Genomic DNA, 19547 nt, shown 5'->3' with positions numbered 1-19547 from the left:
GTGGAGCTAAGGAGAATTGAACTCCTGACCTCCTGCATGCCATGCAGGCGCTCTACCAACTGAGCTATAGCCCCGTGTGCGTTGCGCCGGTTCCCCCGGCGACAGGAGAGGAGATTACACGATTCCTCCCCTCCCCCGCCAAAGCGGGCCGCCGGGGCCATGCGGTCACCCCCCGAGGGCACTCCCCTGTCCGCCGACCCCGCGCAGCAGGGTGTCGACGACGAGGGTCGCGAGCGCGTCGACGTCCGCACCCTCCGCCCGGCCCTGCGCCGCCTCGTGGATCAGCGCGTAGTAGACGCGGCGCGCCCACACCGGATCGGTGTCCGGGCGCAGCACCCCCGTCTCCCGGAGCCTCAGGAAGAGCCGCTCGCAGCGATCGAGCACGTCCGCGTGGACACGCGCCACCTCGGAGTCCCCCGAGACCGCCGCCCCTCCCATCGCGAATCCCCAACTCGTCTTGACCCGCAGGACGTTGGCGGTCACCTGGTAGAGGGCGACGAGCGGTGGGGCGCTGTCGGCGTTGGCGCTGGCCACCGCCTCGTGGAACTGCCGGGCGGCCCAGGCCGCCAGGGCCTCGACGAGGGCCTCCCGGCTGGCGAAGCGCCGGTGCACGGTCGTCCGCGCGACGCCGGCCTCCTCGGCGATCTGCTCCATCGTCGCCGCCGGGTTCGCGCCGAGGACGCGCTCGGCGGCTTCCAGGATCGCCCTGACCGTCCGCTCCACATCCGCGCGCAGCGGCCGTTTGCGTTCCATGGCCTCTCCTTCACCGTGACACTGCTCAAGCCCAAAGACTACGCCGAAGACTCACCTCATCCCCCACTTGCAACATCAATGACGCAGGTTCTAAGTTACTCGCATCACCAACGACTCATCTCCATCCCTCCTCTCCGAAACGGGAGCACTCCATGGATCTGCAGCTCAAGGACAAGACCGCCGTGGTGACCGGTGCGAGCCGGGGCATCGGACTCGCCGTCGTGTCCGCCCTCGTCGGCGAAGGCATGCGCGTGGTGGCCGGGGCCCGGACGGTCACCCCGGAGCTGGCCGCCACGGGGGCGGTCGCGGTACCCGTGGACCTCTCCACACCCGACGGCCCGGCCCGGCTCGTCGCACGCGCGGAGGCCGAGTTCGGCGGCCGCCTGGACCTGCTGGTCAACAACGTCGGCGGCGGGGACGCCGACGGCGCGCAGACGGGCGGCTTCCTCTCCTTCACCGACCACCAGTGGCACGAGGCGTTCACCCTCAACCTCCTCTCCGCCGTCCGCACCACCCGCGCCGCGATACCCCTCCTCACCGCCGACAACGGCGGCGCGATCGTCACCGTCTCCTCCAACGGCGCCCGCACCCCGCACGCGGGCCCCGTCCCCTACACCACCGCGAAGGCCGCCCTCACCGCCTTCGGCAAGGCCCTGGCCGAGGAGTTCGGCCCGCAGGGCGTCCGCGTCAACACGGTCTCGCCCGGCCCGGTCCGCACCGCCATGTGGGAGTCCCCCGACGGCTACGGCGCGGAACTCGCCGCAACGATGGGCCTGGAGCAGGAACAGCTGCTGGCCGGCCTGCCCGGCGCCATGGGCATGCTGACGGGCCGTTTCGTCCGCCCGGACGAAGTCGCGGCCCTGGTGGCCCACTTGGCGTCACCCCTGGCCGGGAGCGTCACCGGCGCGGACTATGTCATCGACGGCGGGGCGATCAAGACCGTGTGACCGGTGGGGTGGGCAATCGCCGGAACGGCCCGTGAGACGAACCGCAATGCGACCGTCACCGCTGCCGACCGGGTACGGCGGTGAGCAGTCAGAGGCGGGCGACGTGGATCCCGTCGAGGAGCTGCGCCACCCCCGGGGCCGTGCCGTGCTTCCTGAAGGCGGGCACCATGCCGCTGATCAACGCCGTGCAGCGTGGTGCCCCGATGCGCTGCGCCATGGCGAGCGCGGTGCGCGCGGCGTCCGCGGCCTGGTCGATGTCCCCGCGCTTGAGGTAGCCCTCGGCTTCGTAGGTGAGGAAGATGCCACGGGTCTTCTCGCGTGCCACCGGCAGGACGTCGGTGCCTTCCCGGATCAGCGCGTGGGCCTGGCGGGGGTGGCCGAGGTCGAGGAGACACCGGCCGGTGTCCACCGCGAGGTCGGAGTGGGACACCCAGCCGCACCAGGTGGGCGCCGCCCTCGTGTCGGCCGCCGCCTCGAAGGCGCGCTCAGCCGCACCGAGGACGCGGGTGCAGGTGCGTTCCTCGCCGAGGGCGGCGTGGGCGCGGGCCTTCCGCAGGTACAGCACCGAGCGGGCGGCCGGGTGCAGGGGGCGGCGCAGGGCGCGGTCGAGGATGGCCACCGACGTCGCGGGGTCGCGCAACCACAGTGCCTGGTAGGCGAGATCGGACAGGACGCCGGCACCGAGGTCGTGGTCCCCGCAGGCGTACGCGGAGTGGACGGCGGCGTGCCAGAACCGTGCGGCAGCGGCGTGCTGACCATGGTCGAAGCGGTGCCACCCCACGGTCTGGGCGAGGCCGGCGGCGAGCCGGTGCAGTCGCTCGCCGACCCGCTCGGTGTAGCGGCCCTCCTCGATGAGATCAGTGACGATCTTCAACTGGTCGTCGAGCAGTGGGGCGGTGTACTGACGCGGGGCGGTCGGCGCGGTGGTCAGGTTCCGGCTGATCGATTCCAGGGAGCCGACCAAGTCGGCGTCCACCGGCTTTCCCTGCTGTGCCGCGGCGAAGGCAGCAGGGGGCGTGGTAGCCCACTCGTGGGCGAAACCGGCCAGGGAGGCGGCGGTGTAGGCGACGAAGTTTCGGCGGTCCATGCGGGCTGCAATGGCCTCTCTGAGCGCGGCAGGGGCGGAATGCGGGGCGAGCGTACGGGTCTCATCACTTCCGGGGAGCCAGTCCGGCCAGCCGAGCACACGAACGAGAACCAAGTCGACGCCGAAGACGTCGGCCAGGTGCGCGTGGATTCTGCCGATGCTGCTTGTGCTCTGCGGCTCAGTCGTTGCGGCTGAGCTGACGTTCCAGGGAAGCCCCGGCGCAGCCGCAGCACTCCTGCTGGTGTTCGCGCTGCCAGCAGGTGTGAACTCGCCTCTGTTCTTCCCGAGGTCGATTGGTGCGCTGGAGGCACAACGCCGCAGCGGGCGCCCCTTGTAGATCCCGCACGCTCCCTTGACCGGGCTCTACTGGCAGTGTGACGCCCTGCAACGCAGCGCAACGCTCGCGGTAGGAAGGCGCACTATGGGTTACACCTTCATCGACAAGGTCCCCGAGTCCGATGTGAACGGGTGCCCGGCGGTCTGGGTGGATGACGACCGGCGGCTGCTCATTCAGGGGCGGCAGGCCGGGGGCGACGCTCAAGCTCGTACGCTGGCAGACTCACCGCGGTCTGAGGATGAGACGCTGATCGTTCTTGAACCGAGGATGATCCCACTCCTGAAGGAGGCTATCCGTGTCGCAGAGTCTGGCTGAGTTCGCCGCTCTGCTCCGGCAGTGCGAGCGCTCGGCAGTGCACCTTGAGACCCGCGATGCGTACGCTGTCCCCGGAGAACATCCCGGCTTCGATGCCTGGCTGGCTGGCGAGCGAAAGACCTGGGAGGACCGTTCGTCGTGGTGGCGCGACGACTGGCACGGCCTCATTCAGGACATGACAGCGCAGGGTGTTTCGGTACGCCGTGCGCGGGTGATCAGCGAGCCGGTCTCGGACTACATCAGGTGGGAGCACTACGTCACGTACGGCAACATCGCCTGCGGGGAGCAAGTCCGGTGGCTCCCGCGCCGTCAGGCATCCGACTTGGCGTTGCCCGGCAACGACATCTGGCTCTTCGATGACAAGCTAGTCCAGTTCAACATCTTTGACGGTGACGGCCGTTGGATGCACACGGACTTCACCGAAGACGCGGGCGTGGCGGCGCGGTGTGCCGACATGTTCGAGGCGGTCTGGGAGCGAGCCATCCCGCACGACAAGTACAGCATCTAACAGAACAGCGGCCAGTCCATGACCTCACCTCTGTCTACGGCTGAAGAGGCCCATAAGGCAGTTGCCGACCGGCTCATGCGCATGATGGAAGACGCCGATCTTTCGGGAGCCCGGCTGGCCGCTCTGTGCGGCTGGGACCGTTCCAAGACGCACCGGATCATCACTCGGAAGACAATCCCGAAGCCCGCTGACATCCGCGCTTGGTGCGCTGCGTGTGGCAAACCCGAAGAAGCCGAAGCGCTGATAGAGACCACTCGCACAGCCAAGACCCTGTACGTCCAGTGGACGCAGTACCTGAAGGGCGGGCTCAGTAAGGCACAGCGCAGCAGCATCTACCAGGAGACACGCGCCTTCCGGGTCTACAGCTGCGGTGTGCTTCCCGGGATGCTTCAGACGGAGCCGTACGCCCGTGGCATTCTCCGCGCGATCCGCCGTTTCAGGAACCTGCCGGACGACGTCGAGGACGCCGTACAGGCCCGGCTGGAGCGCTCAGACGACGTCATCCAGGGCAGACATCAGGTCTCGATCCTCATGGAAGAGTTGGCCCTGTACATGCCGATGACTGAACTCCCCCAGCACGCGGGGCAGCTGGAGTACTTCCTGTCAGTCATCGGGCGCCCCAATCTTTCCTTCGGGATCATCCCCAAGATGTCGCGCCGCTCGGTATGGCCCATCGAAACCTTCTATGCGTTCGATGATCGCGAAGTTCAAGTCGAGACCCTGACAGCCATGGTCCGTGTGACGAACCCATCCGAGATCAACGTATACCTCGGTGCCTTCGCTCAGATGGCACGCGCAGCCGTGTACGGCTCGAAGGCCAAAGCCCTGGTCAGGACGGCTCTCGACGCCTGCGAAGCATGAAGGCGTACAACATCGTGCAACATCGCGGCCGCCAGGGACCGTTGGTATCTAACTTCTCCTCATGACCACGGACATCGAAGCAGCCGCCCAGCAAGCCGACGCCTTCCTGGCAGGCAAGAAGAAGGCCGACGACATGGCTTTCACGCTGGGGCGTGTGCTGGCCGAGATGGGCATCAGGGTCGGAGACACGGACTCGTGGCCGCTGCTGAAGGGCCGCGCGTCCCTCAGCGGTGAGCCGTCCGTCTTCCTCGGGACGGTTCCACTGGCCACGGTCAGGAAGCTGATCGACGCCCTGATCTCCGCGGAGTCGTCCCGAAGGAGTCGGCGCGACTCCGGTCACGACGCCTAGCCCGGTGTCCGTACCCAACCTCGATCAGGAAGGCTCATCATGACCAACCTGTACGGGCTCGACATCGACGGCGCCCGGTTCTCCAAGGCATGCGGCGGCAACACCCACCCAGACGGCGAAGCGTGCGTCGTCCTCGCCCGCATCGGTGACAACGCCTGGGCCCTGGGCGACAGCAAGCGACCCGGCGCGGAACCACTGCGCTTCACCACGGCAGAGCTGAACGCGGCCGGTATCGACCCGGCCCGCTTCAACCTCACGGCCTGACCACGGCCTTCACGGCCACTCGTTGACCGGCGGCCTCCACCCTCCCGGGGGTGGGGGCCGCCCTCATCTGCTCTGGACAGGACGACCAGTTGCACGCTCACGGGTATCTCTGGACCGGCGAGAAGACCACGTTCGACAAGGAGAGCATTCGTCGCCCACCGCCGCCGTTGGCGCCGACGGCGACCAGTCCCGACGAAGTGCAGCAGCGGTACCGGGAAGCCGTCGCGGAGTGGAAGACGACCGATGTTCCGCCGATCGAGACGGCCCTGTGGCTGCTGAAGCCGCCCCGGTTGATCCGGGGCACGTGGGAAGAGCCGAAGGAAGCCGCCGACCGGCTTGGACAACAGCTGACCGAGCACGCGTCCCGGTTCGCATCGGACCACGACCGGGACACCACGAGGATCGTCGCCCTCGTCGCCTCCGCTGCCGAGCGTCTGGCCCTCGGCGGGGACGTTTCACTCGGCTTCTACCTCCGAGGAACCTTGTTCCTGTCGGTGGCCCTGGTGACCTGCTCACCGAACCGTGCCAATCCCGAACTTCCGTGCTCTCTGAGCTGGGACGAACGGGATCGGACAGCCCGGCGAACTCGAACCCCACCTCAACGGACGTAGTTCTTCAAACGCTCGGTGTCGAGGGTGATGCCGAGCCCCGGCAGGTCGACGGTGTCACCGAAGCCGGCGGTGTGGACGTCGCTGTACCGACCGCGCTGCGGGCCGGAGTGGACGACCAGGGTGCAGTGCTCGCGATCCACGAGAAGGTAGACAGGAATGCCGGATTCGGCGTACGCACGGGGCTTCTCGGCCCGGTCGCGTCGATCGGTGTCCCGGTCCCATGAGGTGATCTCGACTGCCATCAGAACGCCGTCCGGAGTGCCGTACTCTTCCTGACCGGCAAAGTGTTCCTCGGGAGCGAGTGCACCGTCCGGCTTCACCCTGCCGTTGCGGTACGTGTCGACCTTCAAGCCTTGTTCCGGGAAGAGGTTGAGGTCCGGGCGCTGCTGGATGCATTGCCGGATGAGCCACATGATGATCTGCCCGTGATCGCCATCCGGCATGGGCTTGGCACCGATCTTTCCGTAGAGGAACTCCAGGGTGACCGTCTCGGGTGCGTGGCGGGCGATCTCCTCGAAGTCTTCCACGTCCATCTGTGACCGCTCCCGCGTTGCATTCATGATCACGCGCCTCCTCCCGGGACTCACTTCATGATACTCAGCACCGGGCGCACAGCCCGGGCTCGACAGGAGGGCTGATCGTTCCACGAAGGCCCCGTCTGTGGAGTCCCCTGCGACGGCGCGCCGACGTACTCCGGTGCCGTGGCCCCAGGCTTGCGTCAGACCGTCGACATCGGAACCGCCAGACCGATCTCCTCCCTCGGACGCGCCGTACCCGGGGCCACCTCCGCCCGATGGATCGGCACCCCCGCCCCCGTCAACGGCACCCCCGACCCGCCCCTGCGCACCGCCACGATCTCCGCCGCGATCGACAGCGCCGTCTCCTCCGGCGTCCGGCCTCCCAGGTCCAGGCCGATGGGCGAGCGCAGGCGGGAGAGTTCGGCGTCGCTCAGGCCCGCCTCGCGCAACCGTTGCAGACGGGCCGTGTGCGTGCGGCGCGAGCCCATCGCGCCCACGTAGGCGGCCGGGAGGCGCAACGCCCGTTCCAGGAGCGGGATGTCGAACTTCTCGTCGTGGGTAAGGACGCACAACACCGTTCGCGAGTCGACGTGTTGGGATTCCAGGTAGCGGTGTGGCCAGTCGGCCACCACTTCGTCGGCGTCCGGGAAGCGTTGCCGCGTCGCGAAGACGGGGCGGGCGTCGCAGACCGTGACGTGGTAGCCGAGGAACTTGCCCGCGCGGACCAGTGCCGCCGCGAAGTCGACCGCGCCGAAGACGATCATCCGGGGCGGCGGGGCGCTCGACTCGACGAAGAGGGTGGTGCGTTCGCAGCCGACGGAGACCGTGCCGGTGCGGCCGGTGGAGAGGAAGGCGGCGACGTCGGGCAGTCCGGCCATCGCGCCCCGGTGCGTACCGTCGGCATGGACGACCAGGACGCCCGGCGAGCCGTCCGCCGGGTGGGCCACGGCCGTGGCCTCGCCCCGTAGCACGGCGGTGAACGCCGCCTCATATACGGGACGTTGGGCAGAGGCGACCGGCGTCACCAGGATGTCCAGGACTCCCCCGCACGTCAGGCCGACCGCGAACGCGTCCTCGTCGGAGTAGCCGAAGCGGTGGGCCGTCCCCCGGCCCGTCTCCAGTGCCTCGCGGCACAGTTCGTAGACCGCGGCCTCCACGCAGCCGCCGGAGACCGAGCCGATCGCCGTGCCGGAGACGTCCACGGCGAGGGACGCGCCCGGCTGCCGGGGCGCGCTGCCGTGGACGGCGACGACGGTGGCGACAGCGAAGTCGCGTCCCTCCGTGCACCAGCGGTGCAGTTCGCGGGCCAGGTCGAGCATGACGCCTCCTGCTTAATCACTTGACGCCGAGCCATTCCTCGATCGGGTGCAGTGCGAAGTAGATACCGAAGACCGCCGTCAGCACCCACATGAAGGGGCCCGGCTCCCGCCATCTGCCCTCGGCCGTGCGGATCGCGGTGTAGGCGATGACGCCCGCGCCGACGCCGGCGGTGATGGAGTAGGTGAAGGGCATGAGGACGACGGTGAGGAACGCGGGGACGGCCACGGCCCGGTCGTTCCAGTCGATGTGCCGTGCGTTGCCCATCATCATCGCCCCGATGACCACCAGCGCCGCCGCCGCGACCTCGCCGGGGACGATGCGGGTGAGCGGGGTGAGGAAGAGGCAGGCGGCGAAGAGGAGTCCGGTGACGGTGGCGGACAGGCCGGTGCGGGCGCCCTCGCCGACGCCCGTCGCGGACTCGACGAAGACGGTCTGGCCGGAGGCTCCGGTCAGGCCGCCGATCGCGCCGCCCGCGCCGTCGACGAACAGGGCGCGGCTGAGGCCGGGCATGCGGCCGCGGTCGTCGGCGAGTCCGGCCTCGGTGCCGACGCCGATGATGGTGGCCATGGCGTCGAAGAAGCCCGCGAGGACGAGGGTGAAGACGATCACGCCCACGGTCAGGGCCCCGAGCGAGCCCCAGCCGCCGAACTCGACGTGGCCCAGGAGGGAGAAGTCGGGCATGGAGACCGCGCCGCCGTGCAGTTCGGGCGGGCCCGCCTGCCAGGCGCCCGCGCCGGGGCGGGCGAAGGCGTCGACGGCGAGGGCGAGGAGGGTACCGGTGATGATGCCGATGAGGATGGCGCCGGGGACTCCCCGGGCCTGGAGCATAAAGACCACGAGCAGGGTGGCGCAGAAGACGAGGACGGGCCAGCCCGCCAGTTCGCCGGCCGGGCCCAGGGTGACCGGGCCGCCGCCCTTCGGGCCCGCGTGCACGAACCCCGCCTTCACCAGGCCGATCAGGGCGATGAACATCCCGATCCCCATGGTGATGGCGTGCTTGAGCGCCAACGGCAGGGCGTTCATGACGAGTTCGCGCAGCCCGGTGACGACGAGCAGGACGATGACCCCGCCGTAGACGACGCACATGCCCATCGCCTGCGGCCAGCTCATGTGCGGGGCGACCTGCCCGGCGAGCACCCCGGAGACGCCGAGCCCGGCGGCGAGGGCGAGCGGCGCGCGGCCGACGAGGCCCATGAGGAGGGTGGAGACGGCGGCGGCGAGCGCGGTGGCGGTGATGAGCCCGGCGTGGGAGAGGGTGCGGCCGGTGGCGTCCTTGCCGGACAGGATCAGCGGGTTGAGCAGGAGGATGTAGCTCATCGCCATGAAGGTGGTGATGCCGCCGCGTACTTCGCGGGCGGGGGTGGAGCCGCGTTCGGTGATGCGGAAGTACCGGTCGGGCCAGGACCTGCGGGGCGGGGGACACCCGCCCCCGGCCGTGACGGCCGGCCCGAGGGACGACTGGGTCATGGTGCCTGCTCCTTGGGATGCCGATGACGGGCGGCGACCACACGACCCGGGGGACGGCCCGGGGTGGGGGGTACAGGGTGGGGGGTACGGGGGACGTCACGTCCCCGTGAGGTGCTCCGGTCGCAGGGGTACGCGGTTCAGCGCCAGGCCGGTGGCCCGGCGGACGGCCGCGACGACGGCCGGGGTGGCGGAGAGCGTGGCCGCCTCGCCGACGCCGCGCAGCCCGTACGGGGCGTGGGCGTCGGCGAGTTCGAGGATGTCCACGGGGATGGCCGGGGTGTCGAGGACGGTGGGGATGAGGTAGTCGGTGAAGGAGGGGTTGCGGACCCGGCCGGTGGCGCGGTCCACGGCGATCTCCTCCATGACGGCCAGCCCGAGCCCCTGGACGGTGGCCCCCTGGATCTGGCCGAGGACGGAGAGCGGGTTGAGGGCCTTGCCGACGTCCTGGGCGCAGGCCAGCTCGACGACCTTGACCAGGCCCAGTTCGGTGTCCACCTCGACGACGGCGCGGTGCGCGGCGAAGGAGTACTGGACGTGTCCCCGGCCCTGCCCGGTGCGCACGTCGAAGGGTTCGGTGGGCCGGTGGCGCCAGACGCGTTCGCACTCCACCGGCTCCTCGCCGTCGAGGACCTCGGCGAGGTCGGCCAGCGCCTCCCCGCCGTCGGTGACGACCTTGCCGCCCTCCAGGAGGAGTTCGGCGGTGGCCCAGGCCGGGTGGTACGTCCCGAACTTCGCCCGGCCGATCTCCAGGACCCGCTCGCGGACGGCCTCGCAGGCGGCCCTGATCGCGCCGCCGGTGACATACGTCTGGCGGGAGGCGGAGGTCGAACCGGCCGATCCGATACGGGTGTCGGCGGGCTGGATGGTGACCCGGGCGACGCCCAGCTCGGTGCGGGCGATCTGGGCGTGCACGGTGACGCCGCCCTGGCCGACCTCGGCCATCGCGGTGCGCACGGTGGCCACCGCCTCGCCGCCGACGGCCTCCAGGCGGACCCGGGCGGTGGAGTAGTCGTCGAAGCCCTCGGAGAAGCCGACGTTCTTGATGCCGACGGCGTAGCCGACGCCGCGGACGACGCCCTCCCCGTGGGTGGTGTTGGACACCCCGCCGGGCAGCGCCCGCAGGTCGGCGGAGCCGCCGGCGGACTCCCACTGGCGCTCGGGCGGCAGCGGCAGGGCCTTGACGCGGCGCAGCAGTTCGGCGACGGGGGCCGGGGCGTCGATGACCTGGCCGGTGGGCATGAGCGAGCCCTGCGAGACGGCGTTCATGCGGCGGAACTCCACCGGATCCAGGCCGAGTTCGTCGGCGAGCCGGTCCATCTGGGCCTCGTAGGCGAAGCACGCCTGGACGGCGCCGAAGCCGCGCATCGCCCCGCAGGGCGGGTTGTTGGTGTAGAGGGCGAGGGCCTCGATGTCGACGTTGTCGCACTCGTAGGGGCCCAGGGCCAGCGACGCGGCGTTGCCGACGACGGAGGGCGAGGACGAGGTGTAGGCGCCGCCGTCGAGGACGATGCGGCAGCGGACGTAGAGGAGTTTGCCGTCGCGGTCGGCCCCGTGCTCGTAGTGGAGGGTGGCCGGGTGGCGGTGGACGTGGCCGAAGAAGGACTCGAAGCGGTTGTAGACCATCTTCACGGGCCGCCCGGTGCGCAGGGCGAGCAGACAGGCGTGGGCCTGCATCGACAGGTCCTCGCGGCCGCCGAAGGCGCCGCCGACGCCGGAGAGGGTCATGCGGACCTTGTCCTCGGGCAGGCCGAGGACGGGGGCGATCTGGCGCAGGTCGGCGTGGAGCGCCTGGGTGGCGACGTAGAGGTCGACGCCGCCGTCCTCGGCGGGGACGGCGAGGCCGGACTCGGGGCCGAGGAACGCCTGGTCCTGCATGCCCACTTCGTAGTCGCCGGTGACGACGGCGTGGGCGCGGGAGCGGGCGGCCGCGACGTCGCCGCGGACGACGGGCTGACGGTGGACGATGTTGGGGTGCGGGACGTGGGGGGCGTGCTTGTCGGTGCGGTGGGGGTGCAGCAGGGGGGCGCCGGGAGCGGTGGCGCTCTTCTCGTCGGTGACGACGGGGAGTTGCTCGTAGACCGCCTTGATCTTCGCGGCGGCGCGGCGGGCCGTCTCGGGGTGGTCGGCGGCGACGAGGGCGACGGGTTCGCCGTGGTGGCGCACGACGCCGTCGGCGAGGACGGGGGCGTCCTGGATCTCCAGGCCGTAGCGGGTGGCGGCGGGGAGGTCGTCGTACGTCATCACCGCGTACACGCCGGGGGTGGCCAGGGCCTCGGCGGTGTCGAGGGAGACGATGCGGGCGTGGGCGTGCGGGCTGCGCAGGGTGTGGCCCCAGAGCATGTCCTCGTGCCACAGGTCGGAGGCGTAGGCGAACTCCCCGGTGACCTTGAGGCCGCCGTCGGGGCGCAGGGTGGACTCGCCGATGCCGCCGCGGGTGCTCTGCTGGGTGAAGGGGGTGGAGCGGGAGGGTCGCATGGCTCAGGCCCCCTGTCCGGAGCGTCCGGAGCCGGCGGTGCGGGCCGCCGCGAGGCGGACGGCGTCGAGGATCTTCTCGTAGCCCGTGCAGCGGCACAGGTTGCCGGAGAGGGCCTCGCGGATGTCGGCGTCGGACGGGTCCGGGTCGCGCTCCAGCAGTTCGTCGGCGGCGACGAGGAGACCGGGGGTGCAGAAGCCGCACTGGACGGCGCCGGCGTCGACGAACGCCCGCTGGATCGGGGAGAGTTCGCCCTCCGGGCCGTCGGAACGGGCGGCGAGGCCCTCGACGGTGACGACGTCGCGGCCGTGCGCCTGACCGGCGGCGACGAGGCAGGCGCAGACGGGGACGCCGTCGAGGCGGACGGTGCAGGAGCCGCACTCGCCCTGTTCGCAGGCGTTCTTGGAGCCGGGCAGGCCCAGCCGTTCGCGCAGCAGGTAGAGCAGGCTCTCGCCCTCCCAGACGTCGTCGGCCTGCTGCGGGCGGCCGTTGACGGTGACCTTCACGCGCATCGTGCGTTCCTCTCCCCCGTGGTGTGCTGCCCCCAGGCCCAGGCGAGCGTGCGCCGGGCCATGACGCCGACCGCGTGCCGGCGGTAGGCGGCGCTGCCGCGCACGTCGTCGATCGGGCTGCAGGCGGCCGACGCGAGCCGGGCGAACTCCGCCGCGACGGACGGTGGTACGGGCGCGCCGGAGTCCCAGCAACGGGCCTCCTCCAGCGCGGCGTTCAGGAAGTCCTCGGCGGCCCGGGCCCGGACGGGTGTCGGCGCGGCCGAGCCGATGCCGGTGCGCACCGTGCGCGTGTCCGGGTGGAGAGCGAGGGCGAAGGCGCAGACGGCGATGACCATCGCGTTGCGCGTGCCGACCTTGGAGAACTGCTGCGGGCCGGTGGCCTTGCGGATGTGCACGGCGCGGATCAGCTCGTCGGGGGCGAGGGCGTTGCGCTTGACGCCGGTGTAGAACTCCTCGACGGGGATCAGGCGCGTGCCGCGCACGGACTCCGCCTCCACCTCGGCGCCGGCGGCCAGCAGCGCGGGGTGCGAGTCGCCGGCCGGGGAGGCGGCGCCGAGGTTGCCGCCGACGCTGCCGCGGTTGCGGATCTGCGGGGAGCCGACGGTGCGGGCGGCGAGGGCGAGGCCGGGCAGCCCGTCGGCCAGCCGGTCGATGACGCGGGCGTAGGGGACGGCGGCGCCGAGGCGTACGTGGTCCCCGCCGTCCTGCCAGGTGTACAGCTCGGCGACGCGGGTGAGGTCCAGCAGGTGGGTGGGGCGACGGTGGTCGAAGTTGATCTCGACCATCACGTCCGTGCCGCCCGCGAGGGGGACCGCCGTGGGATGCTCGGCCTTGGCGGCGAGAGCCTCCTCCCAGCGGGCAGGGCGCAGGAAGTCCATGGGCGTTTCTCTTCTCGTTGGCCGTGTGCCGTGTCCGTGTGCCGTGTCCGTGCGCGCCGCGTGCAGCCAGTACAGCGAGGGCCCGCCGGATGCGAGCAGTCACCGAAACCATGAAGCGGTTGGCTGGTCGCCGGGCGGGTCTTGTAGATTCGAACGAAAGGCGGAGCCTCGAAACCTCACGGCTTCGCACCGGAAACACCCAGAACATCGAGAAAGATCGGCGGCGACCCACGATGCGGCTGCGCGCACTGCTGGAGACCGAGGCACTGGGCCTCCGCCTGCTCGGCGGCGAGGACGAGCTGGACCGCACCGTACGCGGCGTGATGACCACCGACCTGCGCGACCCCAGCCGCTACCTCTCCGGCGGCGAGCTGGTCCTCACCGGTCTGGCCTGGCGGCGCGAACCGGCGGACTCCGAGCGGTTCGTCCGCATCCTGGCGACCGCCGGGGTGGCCGGGCTGGCGGCGGGCGAGGCGGAGATCAGCTCCACGCCCGACGACCTGGTCGAGGCCTGCGCCCGGCACCGGCTGCCGCTGTTCTCCGTGGACGAGAAGGTGTCGTTCGCATCCATCACCGAGTACGTCGTCCGGCAGGTCTCCGGCGAGCGCGCGGGCGACCTGGCGGCCGTGGTGGACCGGCACCGCCGCCTGATGACCTCGGGCCCGGCGGGCGGCGGCCCCGAGGTCGTCCTCGACCTGCTCGGCTCCGACCTCGACCTGCGCGCCTGGGTGCTCTCCCCCACCGGCCGCGTGATCGCGGGCTCCTCGCTCGCGGGCACGGGCCCCGCGCTGCCGCCCGAGGTCGCCGCGATGCTCGCGGGCGAGCAGCTGGCCGCGGCGCGCTCGGGCCGGCGCGGCCCGCACCGGGTCCTGTCCGGCACCACCACCTACTCGCTGTTCCCGATCCGCGGCGCGGGCGCCGGCCCCTCCGACATCCGCGAGACCGTCCTGTCGGACTGGCTGCTGGCCGTCGAGGCCGACGCCGGCGACTGGCCCGCCGAGCGGCTGGACCTGCTGCACGGCGTCACCCAGCTGATCGCCGTCGAGCGGGAGCGGCGCGACGCGGCCCGTACGGTGCGGCGCCGGCTCGCCCAGGAGGTGCTGGAGCTCGTCCAGACCAACGCCTCCCCCGCCGAGATCGCGGCGCGGCTGCGGGTCGCCGCGCCCGTGCTGCTGCCCGGTCCGGTCACCGCCCCGCACTGGCAGGTCGTCGTGGCGAAGGTGGAGTGGACGGACGGCGAGGGCGACGAACTGGCCGGCGGGCCGGTCGCCCAGAGCCTGCTGGAGGAGGCGCTGGTCGCGCCGGAGGCCGTCGGGGCCGAGCCGTCCGACCGGATCGCCGTCGCGCACACCGGCGACGAGGCGGTCGCGCTGGTGCCGCTGCCGGCGACCGTCGCCGATGCCGTCACCGATACGGAGCAGCCGGCCGACGCGTCCGGCTCCGGCCTCCATGCCGACGCACTCCTCGCCGTGATCCGCACCCCCCTCTCGAAGGGGCTGGACGGCGACGGCCGCCTCACCCTCGGCGTCAGCGCCCCCGTCCTGTCCGCGGAGGGCCTGCGCGGCGCCCTGGAGGAGGCCCGGCACGCGCGCCGCGTCGCCGCCGCCCGCCCGGGCCGCGTCTGCGCCGCCGGCCACCAGGAGCTCGCCTCGCACGTCCTGCTACTCCCCTTCGTCCCCGACGACGTCCGCCGCGCCTTCACCGCCCGGCTGCTGGACCCGCTGCGCGAGTACGACCACCGGCACCGGGCCGAGCTGATCCCCACCCTGGAGGCGTTCCTGGACAGCGACGGCTCCTGGACGCGCTGTGCGACGCGGCTGCACCTGCACGTGAACACGCTGCGGTACCGGGTGGGCCGGATCGAGCAGCTCACCGGGCGCGACCTGTCGCGGCTGGAGGACAAGCTGGACTTCTTCCTGGCGCTGCGGATGAGCTGATCTTGGCTTGACTCGATCTTGACCTCCGCCGGTGGACCGCCGGAGACTCAAGTCGTTCTCGGGAGGTGACGGGTGGGGTGGTGATCGAGGTGACCCTGGGATGCGCCTCGTGCGGGCGGCTGCATCCGCTGACGGACATGCCCTGGCGCTGCACGGCATGCGGCGGCCTGCTCGACGTCCACGGCTTCGAGCCGTCCCTGCCCAACGCGCTCGAACTCGGCCGCCGCCCGCCGACGTTGTGGCGCTACGCGGAGGCGATCCCGGTGCCGGGCCCGCCCCGCATCACCCTGGGCGAGGGCATGACCCCCCTGGTGTCCGCGCCCGGCCGCCCGGACGTCCTCCTCAAGGCCGACTACCTCATGCCCACCGGCTCGTTCAAGGACCGCGGCGCCGTGGTGCTGGTCGCGCTCGCACTGCGGCTGGGCGCGGAGCGGCTGGTGGCCGACAGCAGCGGCAACGCGGGGACGGCGGTGGCCGCGTACGCCGCGCGGGCGGGTCTGCCGTGCACGGTGTACGTCCCCGCCGCCACCTCCGAGGGCAAACTCGGCCAACTCCGCGCCTACGGAGCCGAGGTGCGCCGCATCGAGGGCCCCCGCGAGTCCGCCGCCGAGGCGGCGGCGGGGGTGGCCGACGAGCCCGGCGTCTTCTACGCGAGCCACGTCCACCACCCCTTCTTCGTCCACGGCACGAAGACCTACGTCTTCGAACTCTGGGAGCAGTTGGGCGGCCGCCTCCCGTCGTCCCTCGTCCTGCCCGTCGGCAACGGCACCCTGGTCCTCGGCGCGTACCTCGGCTGCCGCGAGCTGCTGGAGCAGCGCCTCATCGACCGCATGCCGGTCATCACCGCCGTCCAGGCGGCGGCCTGCGCCCCGCTGGCGTCCCCCGCGGGGATCACCCCTGTCACCCCTGAGCCCACGATCGCCGAGGGCATCGCCATCGCCCGCCCGGCGCGCGGCGCCCAGATCCTGTCGGCGGTCGCCGCCACGGGCGGGACGGTGGTGACGGTCACCGACGACCAAATCCGCGCCGCACACCGTGACTTGGCCCGCGCCGGCCTCTACGTCGAACCGACGTCCGCCGTCTGCTGGGCGGCCCTGGAGGCGGGGCTGGCGCCCGTGCCCCCGGTGGAGGGCGACCGCCTGTTCGCGGTGGCACCGCTGTGCGGGACGGGGCTGAAGTCGGGGCCGCCGACGGGGTGAGGGGAGCCCAGCCCTCATGAGATGTGCCGCAACTCCCGGTGCCGGACGAGCGCATCGCGGAACAGCTCTCCCGCCTTGCCGTCCCCCCGCCGTCCCGCCTCGACCATGGCGTCATGGAGCCGGAGACAGACCGGGCAGCGGTCGTCGCGCCGCAGGGGCGGCCCCGCACTGTGGGGCAGGGTCACGAGCGTCACGCGTGCTCCCTGCGCAGGTGCCTGCCCATGATGGCGATCAGCCGGTCCACCACGGCAGTGCGCCGGGCTGCCGCCGCCCTGGCATGAGCGCTCTTGATCCTGCGGCATTTCGCACATGGCACCACCACTGTTCCCGTCATTGCGTTCGATCCTCCGCGTGTCCCGCCCACGGCGGGCGGGCATCAACCGTGCGGCCCAGAGTTGCCGATCGGCGCTCTTGACGACAGGGTTGGCGGCATCACAAGTGACGTGTGATGAAGGGACGTTGAGCTTTGACCAAGCCGCCCAACAGTTCGACTTCCAGGGGTTCGGAGTATGGCACGGAGGTCCGGGAGTGGCGTCTGCTACGGGGCCTGAGCCAGCGGGAACTCGGTGAGGGGGCGCGGTACGGGCAGTCGTACGTGGCCATGGTCGAGAGCGGGGACCGGATCGGGTCGCCGGAATTCGCCGCGCACTGCGACGAGGTGTTCGGCACGCCGGGGACGTTCACGCGGCTGTGGAAGCGGGCCTCGCGGCGGGGGCATCCGGAGTGGTTCCTGCCGTACTTGGAGCTGGAGGCGCGGGCGACGCAGATTCTTGACTTCAGTTCGTACCTTGTCCTGGGAATGCTGCAGACCGAGAAGTACGCCCATGCGCTCTTCCGCGCGTCAGCACCACGTGAGGACCTCGACGTGACAGCGGAAAAGGTCGCAGCAAGAGTGCGGCGGCGGGACGTACTCGATCGTGATGCTCCTCCACTGGTCTGGGTGATTCTGGACGAGTCCTGTCTCCGTCGCACAGTCGGCTCACCCTCGATCATGCGCGAGCAACTGGCCCACTTGCTGGAGCTCTCGGAGTCACCACACATCACCCTGCAAGTACTCCCTTTCGACACGGGGGCACCCCCGGCGGGCGAGAGCTTCACCCTGCTCAAGTTCGAGGAACAGCCGACAGCTCTCTACACCGAGGCTCAGGGCATGGGACGCGTCATCGACTCATCCGCACACGTGGTGACAGCCGACGAGATCTACGAGCGTTTGCGCGCCGACGCGCTCTCACCGGAAAATTCGATCAACGAACTGCGCAAGGCGATGGAGGAGTTGCCGAGATGAGCACACGGGATCATTCACATCCAGAGTGGGTGAAGTCCAGCTACAGCAGCGGCCAGGGAGGCCAGTGCGTCGAGTGGGCACCCTCCAGAGCCACACACGGCGCCATACCCATACGGGACAGCAAACGCCCCCAAGGGCCGTCCCTCACCTTCTCCTCGCCGTCCTGGCGCTCGTTCATCACCGAGATCAATGCCGGCGGCTGACAGCACCCGCTACCGCAATGCCGCCTCCACCCACGCATCACCGAGCGGCGGCACGAAGAAGTAGCCACCGCCGAAGGTGAGAACATACTTGCCCAGCTCCTGGCCCTCCAACCGCCGCTGCACGGCCTCGAAGCCGGCCGCCAAGTCCCGTTGGAAACAGGAGAAAATCAGCCCGATGTCGCCGTCACCCCGGTCGTAACCATAGCTGCGGCGGACGAGTGGGGGCGGATTCCGCCGATCTGGAGCGGCCATACGCACATGGGAAGTGAGCGGCGTAACACACCCCTTGGGATCGGACCGAAAGTCCGGTCGCTCTTCGGCAGGCGTCCCGTCCAGCCATCGCCCGTTCCGTCGCCGCCCGATGATCCGTTCCTGTTCCTCCTGAGAATCCCTGTCCCACAGCTCGGTCGCGAGTCGCACCAGGCGGACGACCTGGTAACTGCCGCCCACGGCCCAGTCCGGCTCACCCTGCCCCGGCCGCACCAAGGAGCGTTCCCTGATCTCCCGCTCAGTGGGTGGGTTTCCGAAGCCTTCGGTGAAATGGAAGGGGTCACGGGTGAGGGCCCTTCCACGCTCGGTCTGGGAGCCCGCGAGGAACCCGTCTATCCGCCAGCGGAGCCTCCACGCCGGAACGGCTCTCAGGAATCTGTCCGACGCCTCTGCGGCGGCTGACCGCGAACGCGCCTCGATCTGGACCAGGACATCGCCATGCGATGCACTGGGATCCAGCAGATCGCCGGGGAAGGTCGGCATCCTCCGCAAATGGCGGGGCCGCCCGGCTCCGCCACCGAGCAGCCCCGCACCCAACGCGATTCCCCCGCTCCCGCCCACAGCCCGCGCCAATCGGCGCAACTCCATGGCGCGGTCCGGCACATCGCCCCGCAGATCGAGCGCCATCACGCATGCGTACGGCGCCGGGGCCGAACCCCGCAGTTGAGCCGGAACCTGCCGCGGAACGCCCTCCTCCGTTGCCCCGGACTCGTCAGCCCCAGTCCGCCGACAGGCCATCACACTCCCTGCGAGCAGTGTTCCCGCTAGCCCCAAAACGGTTCTTCGGTCCACCAGTTCCCGCAGATTCATTCAACACCCCTGGCACGAGTACAACTTCAGCCGCCTTCGCGCTTCCCGCACCATCCCTGGGTCACCGATCCAGTCCACGAACCCCTCCAAGGACGGAAACAATATTTCGACCTGCATAAGTACCGTGCTCTGCTGGACCAATCGATAGATCGACCCTTACGGCAATTTGAGACACTCACTCGGCTACCGTAGAGCGCCAATCCCAAAGAGGTTCGCGACGAAAACGCGCCAGGACCTCTTCATACTCGAGCAGTTCGCCGTAATTCGTATCCAGCAACCCCGACATTCCTTGAAGTACCTCACCCAAGAGATCGCGGACGCAGGACACTCGGGAGTATTCGAGCAGAATCACCCGGAACTCGCCGATCCTGTTGCGAACTTCATCCGCTTCCTCTGCATCGAACTCCCCCAGAACATCCCCGGACACATCTACGCCGAAGCTGCACTCTCCCCGATCGAGTAGATCGAGAATCAATCCCTCACTATAGACGCCGACTTGCTGAAGTCGAGTCACGATGCTCTGATGGTCCGCCAGAGGGCTGAGTAGGACAATGGTGGGCCGCATGAGTCTTCCTATCTTGACGAGCTGCCCGGTTACGGATTCGAACTATGGAGACAGGACGTCCAGCAGAACGTCCTTGTC

Annotated in this window: 23 protein-coding genes and 1 tRNA gene; 11 read left to right on the top strand and 13 right to left on the bottom strand. The window is 70.5% G+C overall.

The window, feature by feature from the left end:
- Window position 1: 1 nt before the first annotated feature.
- Together AB8735_RS29185 and AB8735_RS29180 are read right to left on the bottom strand one after the other, a co-directional pair.
- Window positions 2–74: transfer RNA gene (locus tag AB8735_RS29185), tRNA-Ala, on the bottom strand.
- Window positions 75–165: 91 nt separating this feature from the next.
- Window positions 166–753 (bottom strand): TetR/AcrR family transcriptional regulator, encoded by a 588-nt coding sequence (locus AB8735_RS29180; protein WP_372410436.1) that lies wholly within the window; start codon window positions 751–753, stop codon window positions 166–168.
- A gap of 152 nt (window positions 754–905) precedes the next feature.
- Here AB8735_RS29180 and AB8735_RS29175 point away from each other — a divergent pair, with 152 nt between their 5' ends.
- On the top strand, window positions 906–1700 hold the full coding sequence (locus tag AB8735_RS29175) for an SDR family NAD(P)-dependent oxidoreductase (protein WP_372410435.1): 795 nt from the start codon (window positions 906–908) through the stop codon (window positions 1698–1700).
- Between the two features lie 88 nt (window positions 1701–1788).
- Here the strand turns inward: AB8735_RS29175 and AB8735_RS29170 are convergent, their stop codons facing one another.
- Window positions 1789–2787 (bottom strand): XRE family transcriptional regulator, encoded by a 999-nt coding sequence (locus AB8735_RS29170; protein ID WP_372410434.1) that lies wholly within the window; start codon window positions 2785–2787, stop codon window positions 1789–1791.
- 421 nt (window positions 2788–3208) lie between these two features.
- On the opposite strand from AB8735_RS29170, the gene AB8735_RS29165 reads away from it, so the two are divergent.
- The 6 genes from AB8735_RS29165 to AB8735_RS29140 all read left to right on the top strand — a co-directional run bounded on the left by AB8735_RS29165 (window position 3209) and on the right by AB8735_RS29140 (window position 6032).
- Window positions 3209–3439 carry a hypothetical protein gene (locus tag AB8735_RS29165; protein WP_372410432.1) on the top strand — a complete coding sequence of 77 codons (231 nt, stop codon included), beginning with the start codon at window positions 3209–3211 and terminating at the stop codon, window positions 3437–3439.
- A complete protein-coding gene (locus AB8735_RS29160; RefSeq protein WP_372410430.1) occupies window positions 3420–3947 on the top strand; it encodes a DUF6879 family protein in 528 nt (175 codons plus the stop codon). The genes AB8735_RS29165 and AB8735_RS29160 overlap by 20 nt, the downstream gene beginning before the upstream one ends.
- 18 nt (window positions 3948–3965) lie before the next feature.
- Window positions 3966–4808: a DUF5753 domain-containing protein gene (locus AB8735_RS29155; RefSeq protein ID WP_372410428.1), complete on the top strand. Its 843-nt coding sequence runs from the start codon at window positions 3966–3968 to the stop codon at window positions 4806–4808.
- Window positions 4809–4869: 61 nt separating this feature from the next.
- Window positions 4870–5157 (top strand): hypothetical protein, encoded by a 288-nt coding sequence (locus tag AB8735_RS29150; RefSeq protein WP_344019719.1) that lies wholly within the window; start codon window positions 4870–4872, stop codon window positions 5155–5157.
- A 39-nt stretch (window positions 5158–5196) separates the two neighbouring features.
- Entirely contained in the window at window positions 5197–5421 is a 225-nt protein-coding gene (locus AB8735_RS29145) for a DUF397 domain-containing protein (protein WP_372410426.1), read from the top strand.
- A gap of 89 nt (window positions 5422–5510) precedes the next feature.
- On the top strand, window positions 5511–6032 hold the full coding sequence (locus tag AB8735_RS29140; RefSeq protein ID WP_372411931.1) for a hypothetical protein: 522 nt from the start codon (window positions 5511–5513) through the stop codon (window positions 6030–6032).
- Here AB8735_RS29140 and AB8735_RS29135 read toward each other — a convergent pair.
- The 6 genes from AB8735_RS29135 to AB8735_RS29110 all read right to left on the bottom strand — a co-directional run bounded on the left by AB8735_RS29135 (window position 6020) and on the right by AB8735_RS29110 (window position 13200).
- Window positions 6020–6565 (bottom strand): Uma2 family endonuclease, encoded by a 546-nt coding sequence (locus AB8735_RS29135; RefSeq protein WP_372410425.1) that lies wholly within the window; start codon window positions 6563–6565, stop codon window positions 6020–6022. The two genes, AB8735_RS29140 and AB8735_RS29135, sit on opposite strands and share 13 nt — an antisense overlap.
- Before the next feature lie 185 nt (window positions 6566–6750).
- Window positions 6751–7869 carry an XdhC family protein gene (locus AB8735_RS29130; protein WP_372410424.1) on the bottom strand — a complete coding sequence of 373 codons (1119 nt, stop codon included), beginning with the start codon at window positions 7867–7869 and terminating at the stop codon, window positions 6751–6753.
- Window positions 7870–7885: 16 nt separating this feature from the next.
- Window positions 7886–9337, bottom strand: a complete 1452-nt coding sequence (locus AB8735_RS29125; RefSeq protein WP_344019713.1) for an NCS2 family permease — start codon at window positions 9335–9337, stop codon at window positions 7886–7888.
- A 96-nt stretch (window positions 9338–9433) separates the two neighbouring features.
- Window positions 9434–11812 carry a xanthine dehydrogenase family protein molybdopterin-binding subunit gene (locus AB8735_RS29120; protein WP_372410423.1) on the bottom strand — a complete coding sequence of 793 codons (2379 nt, stop codon included), beginning with the start codon at window positions 11810–11812 and terminating at the stop codon, window positions 9434–9436.
- Between the two features lie 3 nt (window positions 11813–11815).
- Window positions 11816–12322, bottom strand: a complete 507-nt coding sequence (locus AB8735_RS29115) for a (2Fe-2S)-binding protein (protein WP_372410422.1) — start codon at window positions 12320–12322, stop codon at window positions 11816–11818.
- Window positions 12313–13200, bottom strand: coding sequence for a xanthine dehydrogenase family protein subunit M (locus AB8735_RS29110; protein ID WP_372410421.1), 888 nt, complete (start codon window positions 13198–13200; stop codon window positions 12313–12315). The genes AB8735_RS29115 and AB8735_RS29110 overlap by 10 nt, the downstream gene beginning before the upstream one ends.
- A gap of 233 nt (window positions 13201–13433) precedes the next feature.
- On the opposite strand from AB8735_RS29110, the gene AB8735_RS29105 reads away from it, so the two are divergent.
- Together AB8735_RS29105 and AB8735_RS29100 are read left to right on the top strand one after the other, a co-directional pair.
- Entirely contained in the window at window positions 13434–15137 is a 1704-nt protein-coding gene (locus tag AB8735_RS29105; RefSeq protein ID WP_372410420.1) for a PucR family transcriptional regulator, read from the top strand.
- Window positions 15138–15274: 137 nt separating this feature from the next.
- A complete protein-coding gene (locus AB8735_RS29100) occupies window positions 15275–16336 on the top strand; it encodes a threonine synthase (RefSeq protein WP_372411930.1) in 1062 nt (353 codons plus the stop codon).
- Window positions 16337–16350: 14 nt separating this feature from the next.
- On the opposite strand, the gene AB8735_RS29095 is transcribed toward AB8735_RS29100, so the two are convergent.
- Together AB8735_RS29095 and AB8735_RS29090 are read right to left on the bottom strand one after the other, a co-directional pair.
- On the bottom strand, window positions 16351–16530 hold the full coding sequence (locus AB8735_RS29095) for a hypothetical protein (RefSeq protein WP_372410419.1): 180 nt from the start codon (window positions 16528–16530) through the stop codon (window positions 16351–16353).
- Window positions 16527–16670, bottom strand: a complete 144-nt coding sequence (locus AB8735_RS29090; RefSeq protein WP_372410418.1) for a hypothetical protein — start codon at window positions 16668–16670, stop codon at window positions 16527–16529. Before AB8735_RS29090 ends, AB8735_RS29095 begins: the two co-directional genes overlap by 4 nt.
- Window positions 16671–16802: 132 nt before the next feature.
- On the opposite strand from AB8735_RS29090, the gene AB8735_RS29085 reads away from it, so the two are divergent.
- Both AB8735_RS29085 and AB8735_RS29080 read left to right on the top strand, forming a co-directional pair.
- Entirely contained in the window at window positions 16803–17621 is an 819-nt protein-coding gene (locus AB8735_RS29085) for a helix-turn-helix transcriptional regulator (protein ID WP_372410417.1), read from the top strand.
- Window positions 17618–17824 carry a DUF397 domain-containing protein gene (locus AB8735_RS29080; protein ID WP_372410416.1) on the top strand — a complete coding sequence of 69 codons (207 nt, stop codon included), beginning with the start codon at window positions 17618–17620 and terminating at the stop codon, window positions 17822–17824. The genes AB8735_RS29085 and AB8735_RS29080 overlap by 4 nt, the downstream gene beginning before the upstream one ends.
- A 9-nt stretch (window positions 17825–17833) precedes the next feature.
- On the opposite strand, the gene AB8735_RS29075 is transcribed toward AB8735_RS29080, so the two are convergent.
- Window positions 17834–18721 (bottom strand): Dyp-type peroxidase, encoded by an 888-nt coding sequence (locus tag AB8735_RS29075; RefSeq protein ID WP_372410414.1) that lies wholly within the window; start codon window positions 18719–18721, stop codon window positions 17834–17836.
- Window positions 18722–19079: 358 nt separating this feature from the next.
- Window positions 19080–19469, bottom strand: a complete 390-nt coding sequence (locus AB8735_RS29070; protein WP_372410413.1) for a hypothetical protein — start codon at window positions 19467–19469, stop codon at window positions 19080–19082.
- Between the last annotated feature and the right edge of the window lie 78 nt (window positions 19470–19547).

This window comes from Streptomyces luteireticuli (genome assembly GCF_041519305.1).
GTDB lineage: Bacteria > Actinomycetota > Actinomycetes > Streptomycetales > Streptomycetaceae > Streptomyces > Streptomyces luteireticuli.
This window is presented reverse-complemented; position numbering and strand designations above follow the sequence as displayed.

Excerpts from the sequence above, each read along its gene's own strand:
- AB8735_RS29180 (WP_372410436.1), bottom strand. The coding sequence starts at position 753 with ATGGAACGCAAACGGCCGCTGCGCGCGGATGTGGAGCGGACGGTCAGG.
- AB8735_RS29175 (WP_372410435.1), top strand. The coding sequence starts at position 906 with ATGGATCTGCAGCTCAAGGACAAGACCGCCGTGGTGACCGGTGCGAGC.
- AB8735_RS29170 (WP_372410434.1), bottom strand. The coding sequence starts at position 2,787 with ATGGACCGCCGAAACTTCGTCGCCTACACCGCCGCCTCCCTGGCCGGT.
- AB8735_RS29165 (WP_372410432.1), top strand. The coding sequence starts at position 3,209 with ATGGGTTACACCTTCATCGACAAGGTCCCCGAGTCCGATGTGAACGGG.
- AB8735_RS29155 (WP_372410428.1), top strand. The coding sequence starts at position 3,966 with ATGACCTCACCTCTGTCTACGGCTGAAGAGGCCCATAAGGCAGTTGCC.
- AB8735_RS29150 (WP_344019719.1), top strand. The coding sequence starts at position 4,870 with ATGACCACGGACATCGAAGCAGCCGCCCAGCAAGCCGACGCCTTCCTG.
- AB8735_RS29145 (WP_372410426.1), top strand. The coding sequence starts at position 5,197 with ATGACCAACCTGTACGGGCTCGACATCGACGGCGCCCGGTTCTCCAAG.
- AB8735_RS29135 (WP_372410425.1), bottom strand. The coding sequence starts at position 6,565 with ATGGACGTGGAAGACTTCGAGGAGATCGCCCGCCACGCACCCGAGACG.
- AB8735_RS29130 (WP_372410424.1), bottom strand. The coding sequence starts at position 7,869 with ATGCTCGACCTGGCCCGCGAACTGCACCGCTGGTGCACGGAGGGACGC.
- AB8735_RS29125 (WP_344019713.1), bottom strand. The coding sequence starts at position 9,337 with ATGACCCAGTCGTCCCTCGGGCCGGCCGTCACGGCCGGGGGCGGGTGT.
- AB8735_RS29120 (WP_372410423.1), bottom strand. The coding sequence starts at position 11,812 with ATGCGACCCTCCCGCTCCACCCCCTTCACCCAGCAGAGCACCCGCGGC.
- AB8735_RS29115 (WP_372410422.1), bottom strand. The coding sequence starts at position 12,322 with ATGCGCGTGAAGGTCACCGTCAACGGCCGCCCGCAGCAGGCCGACGAC.
- AB8735_RS29110 (WP_372410421.1), bottom strand. The coding sequence starts at position 13,200 with ATGGACTTCCTGCGCCCTGCCCGCTGGGAGGAGGCTCTCGCCGCCAAG.
- AB8735_RS29105 (WP_372410420.1), top strand. The coding sequence starts at position 13,434 with ATGCGGCTGCGCGCACTGCTGGAGACCGAGGCACTGGGCCTCCGCCTG.
- AB8735_RS29100 (WP_372411930.1), top strand. The coding sequence starts at position 15,275 with ATGCCCTGGCGCTGCACGGCATGCGGCGGCCTGCTCGACGTCCACGGC.
- AB8735_RS29090 (WP_372410418.1), bottom strand. The coding sequence starts at position 16,670 with ATGACGGGAACAGTGGTGGTGCCATGTGCGAAATGCCGCAGGATCAAG.
- AB8735_RS29080 (WP_372410416.1), top strand. The coding sequence starts at position 17,618 with ATGAGCACACGGGATCATTCACATCCAGAGTGGGTGAAGTCCAGCTAC.
- AB8735_RS29075 (WP_372410414.1), bottom strand. The coding sequence starts at position 18,721 with ATGGCGCTCGATCTGCGGGGCGATGTGCCGGACCGCGCCATGGAGTTG.
- AB8735_RS29070 (WP_372410413.1), bottom strand. The coding sequence starts at position 19,469 with ATGCGGCCCACCATTGTCCTACTCAGCCCTCTGGCGGACCATCAGAGC.